The sequence below is a fragment of the Clavibacter zhangzhiyongii genome, assembly GCF_014775655.1.
Lineage (GTDB): Bacteria > Actinomycetota > Actinomycetes > Actinomycetales > Microbacteriaceae > Clavibacter > Clavibacter zhangzhiyongii.
Genome location: NZ_CP061274.1, coordinates 966,704 through 988,864, shown reverse-complemented (window position 1 = coordinate 988,864; position 22,161 = coordinate 966,704). Strand labels below are relative to the sequence as shown.

The window sequence follows — 22,161 nt, the reverse complement described above, 5'->3', positions numbered from 1 at the left end:
GCGGGGCTCGGGGCCCGGGCCGGATACCCTGATGGGCATGCCCACCCCCAGCCGCCGAGCCCTCCGGAGCTTCGCGACCTTCGTCCTCGTCACCACCTTCGCGGGTGACATGTGGCGGGACAGCCTCAGCTGGTGGGGCTTCGGCGCCATCGCCCTGGCGGTGCTGGTGACCTGCATCGTGCTCCTCGTGCGCGCCCGCCCGCTGCCGCGGCTCCGGGTCGTGCCCCTCCCGCTGCTGGCGTTCACGGTCGTCTGCGTGCTGTCCATCGCGTGGTCGCAGTACCGGTTCGAGTCCGTGCTCGGCGTGCTGATCCAGCTGTCCACGACCATCGCGGCGCTCACGATCCTCGTGCTGCTGTCGTGGGCGGAGATCGTGCAGGGCCTCGGCCGGGCCCTCCGCATCATCCTCGGGCTGTCGCTCGCCTTCGAGCTGGTCGTCGCCGTGGTCGTGCGCCAGCCGGTCATGCCCTTCTTCACGGACTACGGGCCGAACGCGCCGGCCGCGTTCGCGTGGACCCGCGGCGAGCTGCTGAGCGGCGGGCGGATCCAGGGCGTGGTCGGCAACGCCAACCTGCTCGCGATGGTCGCGCTGCTCGGCCTCATCGTCTTCTCCCTGCAGTACGCGGCGCGCACGGTGGCCCGCCGCGACGCCGCCGTGTGGATCGCCGTCGCCCTGCTCACGCTGACCCTCACCGGCAGCTCCACCGTGCTGGTGGCGCTCCTCATGACCGGCGTCGTCGCCGCGCTCGCGCTCATCGCCCGCCGCGTCGACCTCCGCGGGCGCCTCGTGCTCGCGGGCGGCGTCGTCGTGGCGGCCGTCGTCGGCGCGGGCATCGTGGTCACGCGCACCGCCGAGGTCTTCGAGCTCCTCGGCCGCTCCCCCGACCTCACCGGGCGGTTCCAGATCTGGGAGTCCGTCCTCGGGCTCGCGCAGGAGCACCCCGTCGTCGGCTGGGGCTGGATCGGCTACTGGGCACCCTGGGTGCACCCCTTCCAGGGCCTCGCCGTCCGCAGCGGCGTCACCTACCTGCAGGCCCACGACGCCTACCTCGACGTCCTGCTGCAGGTGGGCGCCGTCGGCCTCCTGGCCTTCGCGTGCCTCATCGTCACCACGTACGTCCGCTCCTGGTGGGCCGCCATCGACCGGCCGCAGCACCGCCGCGACCTCGTCGAGCCCTACTCCACGCTCGCGCTGGCGCCGCTGCTGCTCATGACGGCCCTCGTCGTGCAGAGCCTCGCCGAGAGCCGCCTGCTCTACGAGGGCAACTGGCTGCTGCTCGTCGTGATCGCCGTCGCCACGCGCTCCGGCATGGTGGCCCGCGAGGACGTCCCGGGGCCGGCGGTCCCCCGCCGTCGCCCCGTGCCCGCCGTGCCCGCCGAGCCCGCGGCGGCCGGCGCCCCGGCCCCCGCTCCCGCCGCGCCGTCCGTCGCCGACCCCGGCGTCGCCTGACCCGCGCGGCCGCCCGGTGCCCCGCCGACCGCCCGTGACCGCCGCCGCATGACGCTGCCCACCCGCCTGCCGCTGCCCGAGCGCCTGCCCGACCTCCTCGGGTCCGCGCGCTTCTCAGCCGCGCTCACGCAGTGCATCCTCGGCACCGCGGTCCTGTCGCACGCGCTGCGCGCGACCATGGGCTGGGCCGGGCTCGTCGCCGTCCTGGTCGCGCTCGTGGCGATGGCCGCGGGATCCCTGGCGGCGAAGCGCGGCGACTGGGAGTGGCGCGGCCTCCTCCCCATCTCGCTCCTGGTCCTCGTGGGCTGGTGCGCGGCGACGCTGCTCTGGACCGCGTACCAGCCGGACGCGGTCGGCGGCGTGCTCCACCTCGCGGCGTCCGCGTTCCTCGCGGTGTACGTGGGGGTCGTGCGCGACCTCATCCAGATCGTGCGCGCGGCCGGCGACGTGCTGCGGCTCGTGCTCGTCGGCTCGCTCGCGCTCGAGGTGCTGGCGGGGCTCCTCATCGACGGCCCCATCCCGTTCCTCGGCATCCGCGGGGCCCTCGACCGCCTCGGTCCCATCCAGGGCCTGCTCGGCGAGCGCAACGCCCTCGGGATCCTCGCGCTCGTCGCCGCCGTGACCTTCGCCGTCGAGCTGCTCACCCGCTCCGTCTCCCGCGGCCGGGGGATCTTCTCGCTCACCACCGCGCTGCTGGTCGCGTCGCTCACCCGCTCGTCCGTGATCCTCGGCACGTTCCTCGTCCTCGGCCTCGCCGCCCTCGCGATCCTCGGCCTCCGTCACCTCGCCCGCCAGGCCCGGCCGCTCGCCAACAGCGCGGCGCTCGTGCTGGCCGCGGTCGTCGGGGTGCTCGTCGTGGCGTTCCGCTCCCCCGTGCTGCAGGTGCTCCAGGCGCGTCCCGACTACCTCCAGCGCGTCGCCCTGTGGCGCGAGATGCTCCGCCTCATCGACCTCAACACCATCGAGGGCTGGGGGTTCGTGGGCTACTGGCGGCGGGACGCCTATCCGTACACGGCGCTCGACCTCGTGAGCCGCGGCGCGCAGGAGACCGGCCGCAACGCCTACCTCGACCTCTACCTGCAGGCCGGGCTCGTCGGGCTCGCGCTGTTCGCGGCGTTCTGCGCCCTCGCGCTCGGGCGCTCCTGGGTGCTCGCGACCACCAAGCGCGGCGTCGGCTACGTCTGGACCGCGCTCGTGCTCGTCGTGCTCGTCGTCGCGTCGCTCGCCGAGAGCGTCACGCTCGTGGAGTGGGGATGGGTCCTGCTCGTGATCTGCGCCGTCAAGGCCGCCCAGGGGCGCAGCTGGCGGCACGGCCTGCCGGAGGGCCCGGCGCGCTGATGCGCGGGAGCGGCCGACGGCTCACGGGCCGTCGCGCCCTGCGGTCGCGTGGTCGCGCGGACGCCTCAGACGGCGCCGTCGTCCGTCGACGCGGCCAGGAGCTCGGGCGCCGGCGCCCAGTAGGACACCTCGCGGAACCCGTCGGCCGTCGGCTCGAACGACGTGATGCTGGACAGCGCGCAGCGGCGCTTCCGCGGGTCGTGGAAGAGGGGCGCGCCGGTGACGCTGCGGTGCGCCATCCAGATGGGCAGCTGGTGGCTCACGAGGACCGCGTCGGTGCCGTCGGGCGCGTCCGCGGCGGCGGCGGCGAGCTCGGCCCGCATGCGCGCGGCGACCTGGACGAAGGGCTCGCCCCAGCTGGGACGGAGCGGGTTCACGAGGTAGCGCCACGCGGACGGCTTGCCGAGGATGGAGAGGCTCATGTCGAAGCGGCCGCCCTCGAGGCGGCTGGAGGCCTCGACGAGGCCGTCGCGGCGCTCGGGGTCGAGGCCGAGCGCGGCCTCCATCGGCGCCGTCGACTCGACCGCGCGCTGGAGCGGGGAGGTGCGCAGGAGGCCGACCTCGCGGCCCGCCTCGACGACGTGGTCCGCGGCGGCGGCCGCCATCCGGCGGCCGAGCGCCGTGAGGCCGAAGCCGGGCAGCCGGCCGTAGAGGATGCCGTCCGGGTTGTCGACCTCACCGTGCCGGACGAGGTGGATCCTGGCCGCGGTCACCGGTGGACGTTCCGTGGGATCTGCACCCGACGACCCTATCCGACGGCCGACGGGCGGACCCGCCGGCGATGTCCCCGGGCCCGCCCGCCGGTTCGGCGTCGGGCGCGCCGACCGGCTACGGTGACTCTGATCGCCCGACCAGGAGGACCACCATCAGCGAACCAGACCTCGTCCCCCGCACGCCCGCCGGCAGCAGCTCCTCCGTCCTCGGCGGGGTCATCCGCACCGCACGGGTCCGCCAGTGGATGAAGAACGTGCTGGTGTTCGCCGCACCCGTCGCCGCCGGCGCGCTCTTCGAGCCGTCGCTCGTGAAGGCCGTGCTCGCGTTCGTCGCCTTCTGCCTCGCCGCGTCCGGCATCTACTTCCTGAACGACATCCTCGACGTCGAGGCCGATCGCGCGCACCCCCGCAAGCGCTCGCGCCCCATCGCCGCCGGCATCGTGCCCGTGCCCGTCGCCGTGGCGGTCGCCGCCGTGCTCCTCCTCGGCGGCCTCGCCGTCGCCTTCGCCGGCGGCCTCGAGCTCGCGGCCGTGGTGCTCTGCTACGAGCTCGTGCAGATCGCGTACTGCATCTGGCTGAAGCACATCACCATCCTCGACATCGCCGTCGTCTCCTCCGGCTTCCTGCTGCGCGCCATCGCGGGCGGCGCGGCCACCGGCGTCGTGCTCAGCCAGTGGTTCCTGCTCGTCGCGGTCTTCGGGTCGCTCCTCATGGTCTCGGGCAAGCGCTACGGGGAGCTCGCCAGCAACCCCGACCTGCAGGGCGACGTGCGCGGGTCCCTCAAGGGCTACACGCTCGGCTACCTCGGCTTCATCTGGCACTCCGCCGCGACGATCCTCATCCTCGGCTACAGCCTGTGGGCCTTCGAGCTCTTCACCGACCTGCGGAACCTCTGGCTCTCCGTCTCGGTGGCGCCGTTCGTGCTCGCGGTGCTGCGCTACGGCCAGCACATCGACCGCGGCGACGCGCAGGCCCCGGAGGAGATCGCCCTCGGCGACCGCATGCTCCAGGTGCTCGCGGGCGTCTGGCTCGTGATCCTGGTCATCGGCCTGTACGTCCAGCCCAGCACGTTCTGATCCCGACCCCAGGCGGGCGCCCGCGGTCGCGGTCGTCTGCCGCAGCGCCCGCCCGGCCGGCGCCGCGTCAGCGCGCGAGCGAGGCGAAGAGCTCCTCGTAGGCCGTCGTCACCGCGTCGACCCCGTACAGCTCCTTGGCCCGGGCGGCCATCGCGGGCACGTCGTCGGTGCGCGCCTCGATCTCCTCCAGGGCGCGCGTGATGGCGGCGGCGTCGCGGGGCGGCACCACCACGCCGAAGCCCGTGGTGCGCACGGGCTGCCGCACGCCCGGGAGGTCGGACGCGATCGCGGGCACGCCGGCGATCATCCCCTCCACCTGCACGATGCCGAAGGCCTCGAACGCGTTGACGGACGTGAGCGCGAACGCGTCGACGGAGGCGTAGAGGTCGGGCACGTCCTCGTCGGCGACGAAGCCGAGCAGGCGGATCCGGTCGTCGCCGGCGATGCGCTCCTTGACCCGGTCGATGACGGAGCCGCCCGCGACGCGCGAGAAGTCGCCGCCGATGATGAGCCGGGCGTCCGGCCGGTCGAGGGCGGTGAAGCCCTCCACCAGGTACTCGATGCCCTTCTCCTCCACGATGCGCCCGAGGAAGCCGACGTGCAGGCCGTCCGTCTCGCGGAAGGACGGGCGGCCGCCGCTGCGGTCGTGGCAGCCGGGCGGGATCACCGCGCGCCGCCGGCTGAGCGCGGCCCGGATGCGGGAGTGGTCGGCGTAGTCGTCGCTTGTGACGACCACGCGGGCGGAGCTGCGGGCGGCGAGCACGCTGGAGCGGTCCATGACGGTGCGCTGCACGGCGTTCACCAGCCCGCTCGGGAGGTCCACGTCGCAGTGGTACGTGGTGACGACCCGCGTGATCCGCGACGCGCGCCACGCGAGCGGCCCGGCCTCGACCATGGGCGCGTGGATGTTGAGCACGCCCGCGTGCCGCGACTCGCGCAGCACCGTCGGGATGAAGGACGGGCTGATGACGCCCTTCCCGAGCTGCAGGAGCACGGGCGTGCGCACGACGCGCACCCCCGCGATCGTCTCCTCCGCGGGCAGCGCGGCGTCGTGCCGCGTGGTGACCACCGTCACCCGGTGGCCGCGCTCGACCAGCCCCTCCGCCACGTCGCGGGCCACGTTGGTGAGGCCGCTCACGTAGGGGGCGTAGTAGGTCAGGGCGATGACGACGTCGGTCATGGGGTCTCCTTGTGGGTGTCCGTCCGCGCGAGGCGGACCTGCCGGGTCCCCACGGCGCGCAGCCGCAGCAGCGCCGTGATCCAGCCGATGAGCGAGCCGGCGCCGAAGCCGGCCGCGATGGCGGTGGCCCAGCCGAGCGGGCCCTGGAGCAGCGCGGTCGCCGTGGCGGCCGACACGAGGGCGGTCGCCCACGCGAGCGACGAGTCGCGGTGCCGGTCGGTGGCGATGAGCGCCTGCGTGCCGATGACGAGGCCCACGTGCGCGAAGACGCCGAGCACGAGGATCCCCACGTCGAGGGCGGGCAGCGAGCGGCCCTCCCCGAACACGAGCTCGATCACGGCCGGGCCCGCGAGCGCCGCGACGACGCCCGCGACCACGCCGAGGCCCGCGATGGCCGCCGCGAGGAGCGACATGCGCCGGATCAGGGCGGCCGTCTCCCCGCGTCGCACGTAGGCGACGAGCGGCGGGACGATGAGCCCCTGCAGCGGCACGAGCATGAACAGCGGGACGCGGGCGACGCTGAACGTGGCCTGGAACGCGCCGGCCGTGCCCACCGTGCGGTCGAGCGCCGCGATGACGACGGGCCCGGCGTTGAGGAGCAGCTGCGCGCACACGCCCGCGCCGAGGAGGGCGAGGTAGGCGCGGCGGATGCTCGTGGTCGCCCGGCCGCGCGCGGCGGTGCCGGCGTCGCCCTCGACGGCGGCTCCCTCGACGGCCGCGCTCCCGACGGCGGCACCCTCGACGGCGACCAGGGCGGGGTCCACGCCGTCGCCGGCGCCCGGGGCCTCGTCCGCGACGACGCGGGTCCGGGTTCCGGCGCGCAGCAGCACCGGCACGTGCGCGAGCGCGATGGCGGCGAGGAGCGCCGCGGCGAACCACGACACGGCGTCGGGGAGGTCGAGCGCCGTGAGCAGGAGGAGGGCGGCGAGCGCCAGGGCGACGCGCAGTCCCGAGTCGGCGAGGAGGACCCGCGAGTAGGCGGGGACGTCGCCGCGGGCCACCATCGCGCCGCGGGCCGTGAACTGGAGCGCGGAGACGGGCGCGATGAGCGCGTACGCCACCACGAGGCCCGGGGGCATCCCCGCGCCGAGGAGGAGGGGCGCGGCGATGGCCACGACCGCGACGCCGGCCAGGGCGACCACCGCGGAGAGGCGGAGCGCCGCGCGCACCGCGGCCCGCACGTCGGCGCCGTGCGCGCCGAGGCGCGCGAGCTCCTGCTCGACCGGGAGGAAGAGGCCGAAGCCCACGACGAGCGCGACGGACCAGAAGACGGAGAACATGTCGAACGCCGCGTCGCCCGAGGCGGCGTCGGGGGCCAGGGCGGCGACGCCGCGCGAGACGATGCCGAGGAAGACGTACGTCACCAGGCCGGTCACGACCGTCGCGCCCATCACCAGCAGCGCCCGGCGGGAGGCGCTGGGGAGGGCGGTCATCGCATCAGGCTACCGTCCGGGATCGGGGCGACCCGATCCTGTACCCTCGGGTCACTGTGCCGTCCTCCTCCTCCGCGTCCGCGTCCGACTCCCCCTCGACCGCCCGGAGCGGGTCGCGCCGGCCGCGGCCGGCGCTCCTGGCCGGCCTCCTCGGCGCGGTCGCGATCGCGTCCGGCGGGCTGCTGGCGCTCGCCCCGGTCGACACCGCCGACGTGCGCGTGGCGTGGCCCCAGGACGCGGCCGAGATCCGCTCCACCTCGCTCCTGCTCACCAACCAGACGCCGCACGTGCTCGACGCGTCCTTCACGTCGCGGGCGGTCGAGGCGGCGGCCGCGACCGACGACGGCGTCCTGCTCGCGACCATCGACCCGGCGGAGCCCGAGGCGGCGACCGACGGGCTCGTCCTCACCGCCAGCGGCACCGCTCTGACCCTCCGCGTCGGCGGGGCGACCGAGCAGATCCCGCTGGACGCCGGCGCCGACGTCTCCTACGCGCTGCACTCCGACGTGCAGGGGCTCACGCTCGACGCCGACGGGTCCCGCGTCGTCGACCTCCCTGGCACGCTGCCCCCGCAGATCGACGCCCTCGTCTCCAGCGTGGGCTCCGTGCCCGCGCCGTCCGACCTGGCCGTCGGCGTGCAGGTCGTCGACGACTTCGACAGCACCCCCAGCGGGATCAAGATCGCCGTCATGGTGCTGATGTGGCTGAGCCTCATCGGCGCGCTGGTGGTCCTCGCGCGCGACGACCGCCGACGCCGCGCGGCCCGGGCCCACGACGCCGTGGCCGATGCGGACGGGCGGGATCCCTCCGCAGCGCCCGCCGCCGTCCGCGCGGACGGCTCCCCCGCAGCGTCCCCCGCCCGCCGAGGCGTCGCGTCCCGCGTCCTCCGGGCCCTGCGCCCGGTCGACGCCGTGGTGGTCGCGGTGCTGACGCTCTGGATCTTCATCGGCCCGATGACCGACGACGACGGCTACTACGCGGCCATGTCGCTCAACGACGGCGTCGCCGGGTTCGTCGGCAACTACTACCAGATGTTCAACCAGTCCTTCACGCCCTTCACGTGGTTCTGGCAGCTGCTCGGCGCATGGCAGGAGCTCGGCGGGCGCTCCCCCGTGTGGCTGCGCACGCCGGCGCTGGTCGCGGGCATCGCGGCCTGGTTCGTCACCCGACACCTCCTCGAGCGCGCGGCCGTCCGCCTCTCCCGACGCGCCCTGCTCTGGGCCCGCGGCCTGCTCGCGGCGACCTTCCTCATCTGGTGGCTCTCGTACACGATCGGCAGCCGTCCCGAGATCCTCGGCTCCCTCGCCGGCGTGGTCGTCGTCGCGCTCGTGCTCCGCTCCCGCGACCGGGGCACGCTGCTCCCCGCGGCCCTCGCCGCCCTCGTCGCCGGCCTCGCCTTCGCCGCGCACCCCACGGGCATCGTCGCCTTCGCCCCGCTGCTGCTCGGCATCCCCGGCTTCTGGCGGCTCGCGTACCAGGGCGGATCGCGCCTCGCGGCGGCCGCCCGCACCATGGCCGTCCTCTCGGTCGGGTCGGTGGCCCTCTTCGCCGCCTTCGCCGACGCGACGCTCTCCGACGCCCTCACCGGCCCCAAGCGCTTCGCGGCCGTCGAGACGCCGCTCACCTGGCTCAACGAGTGGTCGCGCTACGCGCTGCTCATGAACGACATCCCCATGGGCTCCTACGCGAAGCGGTCCGTGGTGCTCCTCGCCCTCGTGCTCCTCGTCTGGTGGGTCGCGACGTACGCGGCGTCCCGCGTGTCGCCGCGGGCGGCGCGCCTCGTGCCCGCGCCCCTCGAGCTGGCCGGATGGGGCCTCGCGCTGTCGTTCGTGCTCCTGTGGATCACCCCCAGCAAGTGGACGCACCACTTCGGGGCCATCTCCTCGATCGGCCCGCTCTTCGTCACGCTGTTCCTGGTGCTCGCCCCCGGCATCGTCACGGGTCTCCTGCACGGCCGCCGCGCGCCCTGGTGGCTGACGCCCGTGGCCGTCGCGAGCCTCGTCCCCGTCATCGTGTTCTCCCTGCACGGGCCCAACTCGTGGGCGTACGCGTGGGGCCAGGGCATGTTCGGCGACGGACGCGAGCCCGGCTTCGGGCCGATCCACTTCGGCGCGCTGCCCATCTGGATCCTCGTCGCGGCCGCCGTCGTCGCGGTCGCCGTCCTCGTCCAGCGTCGCGCCGGCCGCGCCTGGTCGGAGCCGCAGGGCCTCTGGTCGGTCACGGCGCTCGCCACCGTGTTCGCGCTCGTCACGGGCGGCTACCTGGTCGGCACGTTCTCCCTCGCGGCGGCCCGCGGCCTCGACGGCTACTCCGTCGGCGCGGCGAACATCGAGGACCCCGCCGGCTCGCAGTGCCTGACCGGCGCCGCCATCACCACCTGGGACGCGAGCGCCGGCCGCCCCCTCGCCGTCGACGAGGGCGACGAGTCCGACGCGGCCTCCCCCGGCTCCTTCGCGCTCGACGCGGGCTGGCCCGCGTCCGACGCCCCGCCCGCGCTGGCCGACGGCATCGCCCTCTGGGGCAGCTACGCCGAGGGCGGCGACACCGTGGGCCGCATGACCACCCCGTGGTACCGCGTGCCCGAGACCACCGACCGCCAGCGCATCGCCGTGCTCATCGGCGGGGAACTGGCCGCCGGCGACGCCGACCGCCTCCGGCTCCAGATCCGCGCCGCGGACGGCACCGTGGTCGACCTCGGCGGCGTGGCCGTCGAGGACACCGTCGACCGCCCCGGCTGGCGCACCATCGCGCTCGACCCGTCCCGCCTGACGCCCGGCGACGCCATCCGCCTGCAGGCCGAGGACGGCACGACCGGCGAGTCCGGCTGGTTCGGGTTCACGGCCCCGGTGCTCGTCGACCCCGTGTCCTTCAACGACCTCTCCGCCCCCGACGCACCCACGGCCGTGACGTGGACGTCCTCGTTCTGGTTCCCCTGCCAGCGGCCGGTCTCCATCGCGCACGGCATCATCGAGCGCCCCGTCCTCGCCACCACGTTCGGCGACGGCGGACCGGACAACATCTGGGTGCAGCGTCGCGGCGGATCCCTGGCCGGGGTCGAGCGCTCCGCCACGGTGAGCACGCTGGCGTCCGACATGGAGGGCGCCGGCAGCTCGTGGGGTCGCGTGCAGCTGTTCGACTACCCCTACGCGGCCGACGCCTACGACCTCACGGTCGACCGCGTCTCCACGTGGGGCTGGCGCACGCCGTTCGAGCCGGTGTCGCAGATCGTCGAGTTCGACCGGCAGGGCGGCCAGTCCCGATGACCACCGGCGCCTGACCCGGCCCCGCTCCGGCGGACCGGGTCCGGCGCCGGACGTCGTCGCGCGATGGCGTCGCCGAGCCCGCCGATCCGCCGATCCGCCGGTGTCGTCCGACGCCCGCGGAGCGCTGGGCCGGCGGCGGCTCGAGCCGGGCGTGCGTCAGGCGCCAGGAGCTCCCGCAGGGACGCCCGACGCGGACCGCGGACCTCCCCGTCGCCCCGTCACGCGCGCGGGGGGGGGGGACGACCTCGCGGAGCGCGTCGGCCACGCGGCACCGGGCGCAGACGACGAGGACCGTGCCCCCGAGGGGAGCACGGTCCTCGTCAGGGGCCAGCTAGTTGTAGACGACCTGCACGCCCTGCGGTCCCACCACGATGCGGCCGCCCTGGAACTCCTGCACGACGTCGGCGCCGGAGACCCGCTCCTCGCCGAGCGGCAGGCCGAGACGGCTGGACGATGCGCCGAGGGCCACGTACCGGTCGCCGATCCAGCCGCGCACGACGAACGCGCCGCGGGCCGAGCTGTAGATGCCGCCGCCCTCGAACCGCTGCGCAGCGCCGTTCGGCACCGCGGTCTCGATGCCGGTCGGCGAGCCGAGGACGCCGGCCTGCTCGCCGGACGCCGTGTACCGGTCGCCGATCCAGCCGCGCACGCCGAACGCGCCGCGGGACGACGAGTAGAAGCGCCCGCCCTGGAACTGCTGCTGGGCGCCCCGCGCGGTCGCCCGCTCGTCGGCGGTCGACAGGCCGAACGCGCCCGTCGCGCCGCCGCGTGCGCGGTAGGCGTCGGAGATCCACCCGCGCACCGTGCTGGTGCCGCTCGCCGTGGCGGAGACGATTCCGCCCGTGAAGTCCTGGTAGGCGCCTCCGGCGACCTGCTTCTCGTCCGCGCGCGGGAAGCCGAGCACGCCCGTGTCGCGACCGAGCGCGCGGTACCTGTCGCCGATCCAGCCGCGCACCGCGAAGGCGCCCGCTGAGGAGGAGACGACGTCGCCGCCCGCGAAGGCCTGGCGGGCGCCGCCCCGGAGCGCCACCTCGTCGGAGGTCGGGAAGCCGAGGACCCCGCCGGAGCCGCCGCCCGCGGTGAAGCGGTCGCCGATCCAGCCGCGCACCGCGAAGGCGCCCGCGGCGGAGGAGTAGACGGATCCGCCGGAGAACCGCTGGACCGCACCCCCGGCGATCGCCTGCTCGTCCGCGAGGGGGACGCCGAGCGTGCCGCCGGCGGAGCCGCTGCGGATCCACGCGTCGCGGATCCAGCCGCGCACCACGAAGGCGCCGGCGGAGGACGAGACGATGCTCCCGTTCCGGAAGTCCTGCGCCGCCCCTCCGGGCACCTGGCGCTCCGGCCCGGTGGCCGCGCCGAGGATCCCCGAGGCGCCGCCGATGGACCGGTACTTGTCGCCGATCCAGCCGCCGACGTCGAAGGACGTCGACCCGAACCAGTCGGTGAAGTACGCGTAGAAGTTCCGGTTCCCGTAGGAGGAGCAGGCACCGCCCGAGCCGTAGCCCGACGCGAGCGCCGCCCGGTCGGGCTGGTACGGCGTGTAGTAGTAGAGGCTCGAGGTCGCCTGGTTCGAGATGTAGACGGCGCTGCTGCCGCAGGAGGCGTCCGGGTGGTACTGGACCTGCACCGTCTTGCCCTTGCCGTAGCGGGAGTAGACGCTCCCCCAGGCGGTGCCCGGACCGGTGCCGCGGGGGTTCGAGTAGCGCTGGAACGCCCACGCGGCCTTGTAGACCTGGTTGTAGAAGCCGTAGAACTGCTCGTCGCATGCGGCCGTGTCGGGGCAGCCGTAGCCGGTGGCCGAGCGGTAGGCGCGAGCGCTGGGGGCGGTCGAGAGCACGAGGCCCTGCTCCTTCTGGAGGAGCACGATCAGCACCTGCGGGTTGATGCCGCAGGCGCGCCCGACCTTGGCGATGATGTCCGCGGCGCTCTCGGCGCGCGCACCCTGGTACGGGCCGCACATCGGGTCGGCTCCCCGGGAGAAGGTGTCCTGCCGGTAGTCCTTGAGGCACGTGTAGCCCGACCGGCAGGCGGACACGCGGCTGGCGAGGAAGGTCTGGACCTGCGGGGCGCTCATCGTGCCGCCGTCGAAGAAGACGGAGTCCGAGATGATCGCTCCGGGCTGGAACCGGGACAGGTCCGCCGCCTGCGCCGCGTCCGTCGAGCCCGCGGCCCCCGCCAGCATGATCCCGCACGCTGTCGCGACCGCGGCGATGCCCGCCACGATCCGACGCGCGGATCCCCTCATCCGTCGCACTAGCCGTCCCCCGCTCCCGGGGGCGCTACCATGCGCCCCGCTGGGACATGCTAACCGGTGGTCGCGCACGACCCGACCACGGGGCTCGACGGCATCCGGCGCCCGGACGCGCGCGAGGGGGCAGGGGCGGCCGGCTCCGGCCGACCGCCCCGCGGATCAGCGTCCGGTGCGCGGGGGCGTGACGCCGAAGCTCTTCGCCCACTCCTTCTCGCTGGTGATGCGCGGCAGCGCGGCCCGGTACGCGGCGCGCAGCTGCGGCCAGCGGGCGAGGATCCGCGCCCGGAGGACGATGCTCGTCACGAGCATCCGGCGGAACGTCGCCGGGTCGCGGCGGTGCAGCAGCGCCGCCGAGCCCTCGGCGTTGGAGACGAGGACGCTGTCGTAGTTCGGGACGACCCACCAGCGCGCGTCGGCGAACGCGAGGTGCGCCTCCGGGCTCTGCATGGCGGCCGGCTTGACGGGCGAGAACGCGTGGCGGAGCACCACGCGGGCCAGCCACAGCGGACGCGTGAGCGCGTTCGGCGCCCGGTACTGGCGCGGACGGCGGCGCGACCCGAGGCTCCCCTCGACGGCCGGCAGCTCCGCCCGGTCCTTGATGGGGACGCCGTCGGTGAAGCCCTTCGCGAGCTCGCGGGTGCGGGCGAGGCGCGTGACCATGTCCTGGTGCAGGCCGCGCGGCCCCTTGAGGATGTTGCGGTACGCCTCGTGCCGGGCGGCCAGCGCGAAGTACTGCATCGAGACCAGGTGCCGCACGTCGGTGGCGAGGTTGGCCGTCAGCAGGCGGCCGCCGCGCGGGAACGGCGAATGCAGCAGGGCGACGATGAGCCGGTTGCGGGCGTGGAAGAACGCCTGCCAGTCCTGCGAGTCGTCCTTGTCGACCCAGGAGACGTGCCAGACGGCGGCACCGGGCAGGGTGACCGTGGGCACGCCGTGCTCGCGGGCGCGGAGCGCGTACTCGGCGTCGTCCCACTTGATGAAGACGGGGAGCGACAGCCCGATCTCGCGGATGGTCTCCACGGGGATCAGGCACATCCACCAGCCGTTGTAGGCGGCGTCGACGCGGCGGTGCATCCAGCGGGTCTGGCGGAGGTTCGACGACGGGAAGTCGTGGCGCGTCGGCGTGACCGGGCCCCACATGAAGTTCCACATGTCGAAGCCCTCGGCGTACGCGTGCAGCTTGCCCTTGTCGTACATGTCGAACATGTGGCCGCCGACGATCGTCGGCTTGACCGCGAAGTCCGCGAACTTGAGCGCGCGTCGGATGCTCTCCGGCTCGATGGTGATGTCGTCGTCGAGCACGAGCACGTAGTCGGAGGCCCCGGCCTGGAGCGTCTCGTACATGCCGCGCGAGAACCCGCCCGACCCGCCGAGGTTGGCCTGGTCGATGACGCGCAGGCGCCCGCCGAGCAGCTCCTCGGCACGTGGGAACTCGGGCTGGTCGACGATCTTCTGGGTGCCCTGGTCGGTGACGAAGATGTTGTCGATGAGGCGGGTCACCTCGGCGTTGGCGCCGATGTCGGTGAGGAGCTTGACGCAGTACTCGGCCCGGTTGAGCGTGGTGACCGCGAGGCTGACCGTGCCGGTGGATCCCGTGCGCGTGACGGTGCCCTCGGGCGCGAACCACGCGGCCTGCACGAGGGACAGGTCGGCCTCCTCGCCGACGAGGTCGAACCAGTACCACCCGCCGTCGGCGAAGTTCGTGAACGGCAGCTCGAAGGTGCTCGTGACGTCGCCGCGGACGATGCGCCCCTCGACCTTCTGGATCACGCCGCGCGCGTTCGAGCGGTAGACGACGACCTGGCCCTCGCCCGCGGTCATGACCTCGAGCGCGACCGACGAGAGCGACGTGTGGGCGCGCCAGTAGGCCGCGGGGAAGGCGTTGAAGTAGGTGCCGAACGAGACCTTGCGGCGGTGCGGCACGCGGAAGCCGCCCTCGCCGTCCATCGCGCTCAGGATGCCGACGTCGGACAGCCGGACGACCGCGCGGTCGTGGTCCGCGTCGATGACCTGCATGTTCGTGCCGTGCTTGCGGCGGTCGACGACGGGGATGCTGGTCCAGTAGTCGGCGTCCACGTAGAGGGGGACGGTGTCCGGGTCGTGGTCCGTGGGGAAGATGACGCGCTGCAGGAGCAGCGCCTCGTCCCGGCCCGTGGCCTCGATCAGCGCGTCGGCCATGTTCAGGATCCTTCCGTCGCGGCCGGCGCGAGCACCGGCTTGAGGACGTTCTCGTACATCGTCAGCGCCGAGCCGATGGCCATGTGCATGTCGAGGTACTGGTAGGTGCCGAGGCGTCCGCCGAAGAAGACGCCCTCCTCGGCCGCCGCGAGCTCGCGGTAGCGCAGGAGCCCGGCGCGGTCGTCGGGGGTGTTGACGGGGTAGTACGGCTCGTCCTCGCGCTCGGCGAAGCGCGAGTACTCGCGCATGATGACCGTCTTGTCCTCCGGGTAGTCGCGCTCCGGGTGGAAGTGGCGGAACTCGTGGATGCGCGTGTACGGCACGTCGGCGTCGGCGTAGTTCATGACGGGGGTGCCCTGGTGGTCCTTCACGGGCAGCACCTCGCGCTCGAAGTCGAGCGTGCGCCACGACAGCGCGCCCTCGGAGTAGTCGAAGTAGCGGTCGATGGCGCCCGTGTAGACGACGGGGACGCGGCCGACGGTGGAGGACTTGGTGATCTCCTGCGCGTCGTCGAAGAAGTCGGTGCCGAGGCGGACCTCGATGTTCGGGTGGTCGGCCATGCGCTCGATCCACGCCGTGTAGCCGCCCACGGGGAGGCCCTCGTGCGTGTCGTTGAAGTAGCGGTTGTCGTAGTCGTAGCGGACGGGCAGGCGCGAGATGACCTCGGCGGGGAGCTCCGTGGGGTCCGTCTGCCACTGCTTCGCGGTGTAGTCGCGGATGAACGCCTCGTACAGCGGGCGGCCGATGAGGCTGATGCCCTTCTCCTCGAGGTTGCGGGCGTCGCCGGCGGACAGCTCGGACGCCTGCTCCTGGATGAGGCGGCGCGCGTCCTCGGGGCCGTGGGCCGCGCGGAAGAACTGGTTGATGGTGCCGAGGTTGATCGGCAGCGGGAAGACCTCGCCGCGGTGGTTCGTGTAGACCTTGTGGACGTAGGGCGTGAACTCCGTGAACCGGTTGACGTACTCCCAGACGCGCTCGTTCGACGTGTGGAAGAGGTGCGCTCCGTAGCGGTGGACCTCGATGCCGGTCTCGGGGTCGGCCTCGCTGTAGGCGTTCCCGCCGATGTGGTCGCGCCGGTCGATGACCAGCACCCGGAGGCCGAGCTCCTCGGCCACCCGCTCCGCGATCGTGAGGCCGAAGAATCCGGATCCGACTACTACGAGGTCATGGGCCATGGAGAACGGGTCCTTTTCGTGTCTGGGGGGTCGTCGCGGCGCGACGGCTCAAGGGTACCCTCCCGCGTCAGGAGGCGCTGCGACCCGCGCCGGAGCCCCCCGCGAAGACGCGGCCGTAGGCCCAGCGGCGCAGGCGCTCGGGGACGAGGCGGTAGCCGCCGCGGATCGCGACGTTGCGCACGGCCTGGTAGGGCGTGGTGAAGCGGCGTCGCCGGAACTCGCGCTGGAGGCGGAGCTCGGCGCGCAGCTGGGAGAGCCCGCCGCGGCGCGCGTACGCGCCGTCGCTCACGCGGTACATCACGAGCGGCTCGGGGATGTTGTCGACCCGGGCGCCCGCCTGCACCATGCGCGCGAAGAGGAAGTAGTCCTCCATCAGGCCGATGTCCACGTAGCCCCCGGCGGCGCGCACCGCGGAGCGGCGGTAGACCACGGTGGGGTGGTTGAAGGGGTCGTGGAAGCGGGCGTAGCCGCCGATGCGCGCGGCGCCGGTGGGCGGCGTCCGGGTGCCCACGATGGTGCCCACCTCGTCGGCGAACTCGTACATGCCCGTGCCCACGAGGTCGAGCCCGGTCGCCATCATCTCGAGCTGGCGCGCGAAGCGGTCGGGCAGGGAGATGTCGTCGGCGTCCATGCGCGCGACCACGTCGTGCGCGCACGCGTCGAGGCCGCGCTCGAGGGCGTGGGCGAGCCCGACGTTGCGGGGCAACCGGAGCACGGACGCCTCGACGGGCGACGACGCGACGGCCTCGTCGACGGCGCGGGCCAGGGCCGGCGAGATGGGCCCGTCCTGCACGACCACGACCTGGTCCGGCCGCAGCGTCTGCTGGTCGACGGAGCTGCGGTAGGCGCGCTCGAAGTAGTCGGGCTTGTCCCCCTTGTACACGGGGAGGAGGAGGGAGAACGGCTCCGTCACGCGCGCGCCCCCGCCGAGGCGGCGTCGATCCGGGCGACCTGGTCGGTCGTCGCCCCCAGGCCCGCCAGCACCTCGACGTTCGGCCGCGGACGCGTGGCGAGGCCCGCGCGCAGGCCGCGGACGAGGCCGGAGAGGAGGAGCCGGCGGTCGCGCGAGCGGCGGACCGTGCGGGTCCAGGACCGGAGCGCGGCGACGGAGTAGAGGACCCGCTCGGCCGCCGTGAGGGACGGCGAGAGCCGCATCAGCCACGTCTTGTTGCGCACCTCGTAGAAGAAGCGGGCGCCCGGATCCACGTCCGCCGCGCCGAACGTGCGCGTGCGGTGCTCGACGGTGCTGGCGGTGGCGACGTACCCGGGGGCACGGCGGAGCAGGCGCGTGCTGAACTCGAAGTCGTCGTTCCAGAGGAAGTAGTCGGCGACCGGGAGCCCGTGCAGGCGCACGGCGTCGGCCTCCACGAGCAGGGAGACGAAGGAGGCGCTGCGCACGGGGTAGGCGCCGTGCCGGGCGGCGCGGCGGATCGAGGCGCGCGAGGCGCCCGGCCGCACGCGCGGCGTGTTCATGGGATGCGGCCGGCCGTCCACCCAGCGGACCGCCGACGCGAGGAGGGCCGTGCCCGCCGGCGCCGCGCGCCGGGCCGCGAGGAGCGCCGCGAGCGCACCGGGGTCCGGGACCGTGTCGTCGTCCATGAGCCACACGGCGTCGGCGTCGTGGACGGCGAGCGCGCGCGCCATGCCCGCCGTGAAGCCGCCGGCGCCGCCCGTGTTGCGCGGCAGCACCGTGAGGTCGACCTCCGGGAAGCGCGCGCGGACCACGTCGGCCGTCCCGTCCGAGGACGCGTTGTCGACGACCACGATCGCGGCGGGGGCGACGGTCTGGGCCGCGAGGGCGGCCAGGGTCTCCTGCACCAGCTCGCGGCGGTCGAAGGCCACGACCACGGCGACGATGCGGTCGGTGCGGCTCACGTCGGACGGCATCCGGTCTTCCCCTCGGTCGAGGCCGGAGCGCGCATGAGCCACCCGGACGACGACGCGCGACGGCGCGTCGGGACGCCGGGGACGCGCTCGGCTCCCCCGATGGTAGCGGGGCGGGCCTGCGCTCCCGGTCAGCGCTCCGACGGCACCGCGAGATCGGCGAGGTACCGGCCGTACCCGCTCTTGATGAGCGGACGCGCGAGCTCCTCCAGCGCCTCCCGGTCGATCCAGCCGGCCCGGTAGGCGATCTCCTCGATGCAGCCGATCTTGAAGCCCTGGCGGTCCTCGATGACCTTCACGTACTCGGACGCCTGCATCATGCTCTCGAACGTGCCCGTGTCGAGCCACGCGGTGCCGCGGTCGAGGACCTGCACGCGGAGGCGGCCGGCCTGGAGGTAGTGGTCGTTGACCGCCGTGATCTCGAGCTCGCCGCGCTCGCTCGGCTCGATGCCCTTGGCGATCCCCACCACGTCGTTGTCGAAGAAGTAGAGGCCGGGCACCGCGTAGGCGCTCTTCGGCTGCGCGGGCTTCTCCTCGATGGAGACGGCCGTGAAGGCGTCGTCGAACTCGACCACGCCGTAGGCCGTCGGGTCGGCCACGTGGTACGCGAAGATCAGCGCGCCGTCGATCTCCGTGTTCTTCCGCAGGCTCGTGCCGAGGCCCGCGCCGTGGAAGATGTTGTCGCCGAGCACGAGCGCCACCGAGTCGTCGCCGATGAACTCCTCGCCGATGACGAAGGCCTGCGCGAGGCCGTCGGGCGAGGGCTGCACGGCGTACTCGATGCGCATGCCGAGGTGCGATCCGTCGCCGAGCAGCGCCCGGAACTGGTCGTTGTACTCGGGCGTCGTGATGATGAGCACCTCGCGGATGTCGGCCATCATCAGCGTCGACAGGGGGTAGTAGATCATCGGCTTGTCGTAGATCGGCATCAGCTGCTTGCTGATGCCCTTCGTGATCGGCCAGAGCCGGGTGCCGGAGCCGCCGGCCAGGATGATGCCCTTCATGGGTCAGCTCACCTTCTGCGAGTCGTGGAAGGCGCGCATGTCCGACCAGGTGGGGAGGAGCCCGGCGGCCGCGGCCTCCGCGAGGGTCGGGGCCTCGAGGTCCTTCGGGGAGAGGAGCGGCTCGCCCGCCTCCTCCGGGAAGCGGAGGTCGAGGTCGGGGTCCAGCGGCGTGATGCCGTGCTCGGCGGACGGGTTGTAGACGTCGCTCACGAGGTAGGTGACGGCGGCGTCGTCGGTCAGCGCGACGAAGCAGTGGCCGAGGCCCTCGGAGATGTAGACGGCCTTGTGGGTGTCGGTGTCGAGCCGCACGCTGTCCCACCGGCCGAACGTCGGGGATCCCACCCGGATGTCGACGATGAAGTCGAGCACGGCGCCGGAGACGGCCTTCACGTGCTTGGCCTGGCCGCGGGGGACGTCGGCGAAGTGCACGCCGCGGACGACGCCGCGCCGGGACACGCTCATGTTCGCCTGGCGGAGGTCGAGCGGGTGGCCCACCGCCTCCTGGATCTCGTCGAACCGGTACCACTCGAGGAACACGCCCCGGTCGTCGGTCCGCTGGACGGGGGTCAGCTCGTACGCGTCGGGTACGGCGAGCTCTCGGATCTGCACGCTGCCGACCCTAGCAACGCGTCAGCGCGGCGCCGCGGCCCCGTCGCCCTCCGGATCGGTCGGGGGCTCCCCCTCTCCGGGGGACGAGCGGCGGAAGGAGAACCGGCCGTGGCCCACGTAGCTGACGACCGTGATCAGGACCACGAGCAGCGCCTGCGCGCCGAGCCGAGGCACCCCGACCGCGACCAGCAGCGGCAGCAGGACCGCGTTCAGGGTGATGGAGACGACGTAGACGGAGACGAAGCGCCCGAGGTCGCGCAGCACGTGGCCGTGCACCCGGTAGACCAGCCGGCGGTACAGCGCGAAGGCCACCAGGATCGCGACGGCGTAGCTGCCGAGGAGCGGGACGAGGGAGCCCGCGACGGGGTTCCCGGCCCGGTCGAGCGCGCGGCCGGCCGTGGCCTCGAGCGCGGCGAAGAGGACGAAGGCGAAGACGGTGTTGAACCCGCCGACGAGGAGGAAGCGCACCCGGCGGTCGGCGAGGAGCTCCCGCAGGCGGGCGGCGGGCGGGGTCCGGGGCACGCATCCATGATGCCCGGCCCGACCGCGCGCGCACCGCGTCGCACCCCTGATGTGGGGGGCCCGGCCGCCGCCGCGCCGCGGGGCTCCCCCGATAGGATCGAGCGCCCGGCGCCCGAATCGCCGGCCCACGACGCCGGCCCACCCCTCCGGCGCCTCTACCGAAGGACGTATCCCCATGAGGATCCTCGTGACCGGCGGCGCCGGCTTCATCGGCTCCAACTTCGTGCGCCACGCACTCCAGGACCACTACGCCGGGCTCGAGGGCGTCGACGTCGTCGTGCTCGACGCCCTCACCTACTCGGGCAACCTCGAGAACCTCGCGCCCGTCAGCGACTCGCCGCGGTACACGTTCGTCCAGGGCGACATCCGCGACGACGCCGTCCTCGACGAGTGGATCCCGCAGGTCGACGCCGTCGTGCACTTCGCCGCCGAGAGCCACGTCGACCGCTCCGTGCGCGACGCCAGCATCTTCGTCGAGACCAACGTGCTCGGCACGCAGAAGCTCCTCGACGCCGCCCTCCGCCACGACCTGAAGCGCTTCGTGCACGTCTCCACCGACGAGGTCTACGGATCCATCGCCGAGGGCTCGTGGGACGAGTCGCGGCCGCTGGAGCCCAACTCCCCCTACTCGGCGTCGAAGGCCGGCAGCGACCTGCTCGCCCGCTCGTACCACCGCACGCACGGGCTCGACGTGTCGATCACGCGCTGCTCGAACAACTACGGGCCGTACCACTTCCCCGAGAAGGTCATCCCGCTGTTCGTCACGAACCTCATCGACGACCGCCACGTGCCGCTCTACGGCGAGGGCCTCAACATCCGCGACTGGCTGCACGTGGACGACCACTGCCGCGGCATCGCGCTCGTGCTCGTGCAGGGCGCGCCCGGCGAGATCTACAACATCGGCGGCGGCACCGAGCTCACCAACCGCGAGCTTACGCAGCTGCTGCTCGACGCGACCGGCCGCGACTGGTCGTACGTCGACCGGGTCGAGGACCGCAAGGGCCACGACCTCCGCTACTCCGTCGACATCTCCAAGATCCAGCGGGAGCTCGGCTACGCGCCGCAGGTGCCGTTCGCCGAGGGCCTCGCCGACGTCGTGCAGTGGTACCGCGACAACCGCTCCTGGTGGGAGCCCCTGAAGCAGCGCGCCGAGCTGCCCAAGTGAGCCGGATCCTCGTCACGGGCGGCCGGGGCATGCTCGGGCAGGACCTCCTGCCCGCGCTCGCCGCGCACGACGTGACGGCGCCCGCGCGCGCCGAGCTCGACATCACCGACGAGGCGGCCGTCCGCGCGGCCGTCGCCGGGCACGACGTCGTCGTCAACCTCGCCGCCTACACCGCGGTGGACGCGGCCGAGGAGCACGAGGACGAGGCGCGGGCGATCAACGCGACGGGCGCCGGCGTCCTCGCGCGCGCCGCGGCCGAGGCGGGCGCGCGCATCGTGCACGTCTCCACCGACTACGTCTTCGACGGATCCGCCACCTCCCCCTATCCTGAGGACGCGCCGCACGCGCCCGTCTCCGCCTACGGCCGCACCAAGGCCGAGGGCGAGCGGCTCGTGCTCGACGGCCACCCGACCGGCGCGAGCGTCGTGCGCACCGCGTGGCTGTTCGGCGCCGGCGGACCCTCCTTCCCGGCCACGATGCTGCGGCTCGCGGCGTCGCACGAGACGGTCTCGGTGGTCGACGACCAGCGCGGCCAGCCCACCTGGACGGTCGACCTCGCGGCCCGGCTCGCCGAGCTCATCGAGGCGGGCGCGCCGGCCGGGGTCTTCCACGGCACGGCCTCGGGCGAGGCGACCTGGCACGGCCTCGCGCGCGCGGTCTTCGAGCTGGCGGGCCTGGATCCGGAGCGCGTGCTGCCGACCGACAGCGCGTCGTTCGTGCGCCCGGCGCCGCGCCCCGCGTACTCCGTCCTCGGGCACGACGCGTGGGCGCGCATCGGCCTCGCGCCGCTCCGCGACTGGCGCGAGGCGCTGACCGACGCCGCCGGCCACGGCGTCCTCCGGGCACGCTGACGGTTACACTCGTGTCCGGTCCGATCCCGGACGCTGTGACCGACCCCGCTCCGCGCCCCGCGCGGGCCC

Annotated in this window: 17 protein-coding genes; 6 read left to right on the top strand and 11 right to left on the bottom strand. The window is 73.9% G+C overall.

Going from position 1 to position 22,161, the window contains the following annotated elements:
- The first annotated feature begins 37 nt into the window (after nucleotides 1-37).
- On the top strand, nucleotides 38-1,450 hold the full coding sequence (locus H9X71_RS04750; protein WP_244961804.1) for an O-antigen ligase family protein: 1,413 nt from the start codon (nucleotides 38-40) through the stop codon (nucleotides 1,448-1,450).
- Nucleotides 1,451-1,498: 48 nt separating this feature from the next.
- Entirely contained in the window at nucleotides 1,499-2,788 is a 1,290-nt protein-coding gene (locus H9X71_RS04745; protein WP_191148562.1) for an O-antigen ligase family protein, read from the top strand.
- Nucleotides 2,789-2,853: 65 nt separating this feature from the next.
- Here H9X71_RS04745 and H9X71_RS04740 read toward each other — a convergent pair whose 3' ends face one another.
- Nucleotides 2,854-3,501, bottom strand: a complete 648-nt coding sequence (locus H9X71_RS04740) for a histidine phosphatase family protein (protein WP_191148561.1) — start codon at nucleotides 3,499-3,501, stop codon at nucleotides 2,854-2,856.
- Between the two features lie 152 nt (nucleotides 3,502-3,653).
- Here H9X71_RS04740 and H9X71_RS04735 point away from each other — a divergent pair, with 152 nt between their 5' ends.
- On the top strand, nucleotides 3,654-4,577 hold the full coding sequence (locus tag H9X71_RS04735) for a decaprenyl-phosphate phosphoribosyltransferase (RefSeq protein ID WP_414749992.1): 924 nt from the start codon (nucleotides 3,654-3,656) through the stop codon (nucleotides 4,575-4,577).
- A 67-nt stretch (nucleotides 4,578-4,644) separates the two neighbouring features.
- Here the strand turns inward: H9X71_RS04735 and H9X71_RS04730 are convergent, their stop codons facing one another.
- Nucleotides 4,645-5,757 (bottom strand): glycosyltransferase family 4 protein, encoded by a 1,113-nt coding sequence (locus tag H9X71_RS04730; protein WP_191148559.1) that lies wholly within the window; start codon nucleotides 5,755-5,757, stop codon nucleotides 4,645-4,647.
- Nucleotides 5,754-7,190: a polysaccharide biosynthesis protein gene (locus H9X71_RS04725; protein ID WP_191148558.1), complete on the bottom strand. Its 1,437-nt coding sequence runs from the start codon at nucleotides 7,188-7,190 to the stop codon at nucleotides 5,754-5,756. Before H9X71_RS04725 ends, H9X71_RS04730 begins: the two co-directional genes overlap by 4 nt.
- 56 nt (nucleotides 7,191-7,246) lie before the next feature.
- Here H9X71_RS04725 and H9X71_RS04720 point away from each other — a divergent pair, with 56 nt between their 5' ends.
- Nucleotides 7,247-10,453 (top strand): arabinosyltransferase domain-containing protein, encoded by a 3,207-nt coding sequence (locus H9X71_RS04720; RefSeq protein WP_191148557.1) that lies wholly within the window; start codon nucleotides 7,247-7,249, stop codon nucleotides 10,451-10,453.
- Nucleotides 10,454-10,784: 331 nt separating this feature from the next.
- Here the strand turns inward: H9X71_RS04720 and H9X71_RS04715 are convergent, their stop codons facing one another.
- The 8 genes from H9X71_RS04715 to H9X71_RS04680 form a co-directional block, all read right to left on the bottom strand.
- Entirely contained in the window at nucleotides 10,785-12,674 is a 1,890-nt protein-coding gene (locus H9X71_RS04715) for a hypothetical protein (protein ID WP_191148556.1), read from the bottom strand.
- Between the two features lie 189 nt (nucleotides 12,675-12,863).
- Nucleotides 12,864-14,882, bottom strand: a complete 2,019-nt coding sequence (locus H9X71_RS04710; protein WP_191148555.1) for a glycosyltransferase — start codon at nucleotides 14,880-14,882, stop codon at nucleotides 12,864-12,866.
- 2 nt (nucleotides 14,883-14,884) lie between these two features.
- Nucleotides 14,885-16,057 (bottom strand): UDP-galactopyranose mutase, encoded by a 1,173-nt coding sequence (gene glf, locus H9X71_RS04705; protein WP_191148554.1) that lies wholly within the window; start codon nucleotides 16,055-16,057, stop codon nucleotides 14,885-14,887.
- Between the two features lie 67 nt (nucleotides 16,058-16,124).
- Entirely contained in the window at nucleotides 16,125-16,970 is an 846-nt protein-coding gene (locus tag H9X71_RS04700; protein ID WP_191148553.1) for a glycosyltransferase, read from the bottom strand.
- Entirely contained in the window at nucleotides 16,967-17,932 is a 966-nt protein-coding gene (locus H9X71_RS04695; protein ID WP_244961802.1) for a glycosyltransferase, read from the bottom strand. The genes H9X71_RS04700 and H9X71_RS04695 overlap by 4 nt, the downstream gene beginning before the upstream one ends.
- A gap of 140 nt (nucleotides 17,933-18,072) precedes the next feature.
- On the bottom strand, nucleotides 18,073-18,945 hold the full coding sequence (gene rfbA, locus H9X71_RS04690) for a glucose-1-phosphate thymidylyltransferase RfbA (RefSeq protein ID WP_191148551.1): 873 nt from the start codon (nucleotides 18,943-18,945) through the stop codon (nucleotides 18,073-18,075).
- A 3-nt stretch (nucleotides 18,946-18,948) separates the two neighbouring features.
- Nucleotides 18,949-19,554 carry a dTDP-4-dehydrorhamnose 3,5-epimerase family protein gene (locus tag H9X71_RS04685; protein WP_191148550.1) on the bottom strand — a complete coding sequence of 202 codons (606 nt, stop codon included), beginning with the start codon at nucleotides 19,552-19,554 and terminating at the stop codon, nucleotides 18,949-18,951.
- Nucleotides 19,555-19,575: 21 nt separating this feature from the next.
- The gene (locus tag H9X71_RS04680) at nucleotides 19,576-20,076 is read right to left on the bottom strand and encodes a GtrA family protein (protein ID WP_244961799.1); all 501 of its coding nucleotides are present in this window, start codon (nucleotides 20,074-20,076) and stop codon (nucleotides 19,576-19,578) included.
- A 175-nt stretch (nucleotides 20,077-20,251) separates the two neighbouring features.
- On the opposite strand from H9X71_RS04680, the gene rfbB reads away from it, so the two are divergent.
- Both rfbB and rfbD read left to right on the top strand, forming a co-directional pair.
- Nucleotides 20,252-21,241 carry a dTDP-glucose 4,6-dehydratase gene (gene rfbB / locus H9X71_RS04675; RefSeq protein WP_191148548.1) on the top strand — a complete coding sequence of 330 codons (990 nt, stop codon included), beginning with the start codon at nucleotides 20,252-20,254 and terminating at the stop codon, nucleotides 21,239-21,241.
- The gene (gene rfbD / locus H9X71_RS04670; protein ID WP_191148547.1) at nucleotides 21,238-22,092 is read left to right on the top strand and encodes a dTDP-4-dehydrorhamnose reductase; all 855 of its coding nucleotides are present in this window, start codon (nucleotides 21,238-21,240) and stop codon (nucleotides 22,090-22,092) included. Before rfbB ends, rfbD begins: the two co-directional genes overlap by 4 nt.
- Nucleotides 22,093-22,161: the final 69 nt, after the last annotated feature.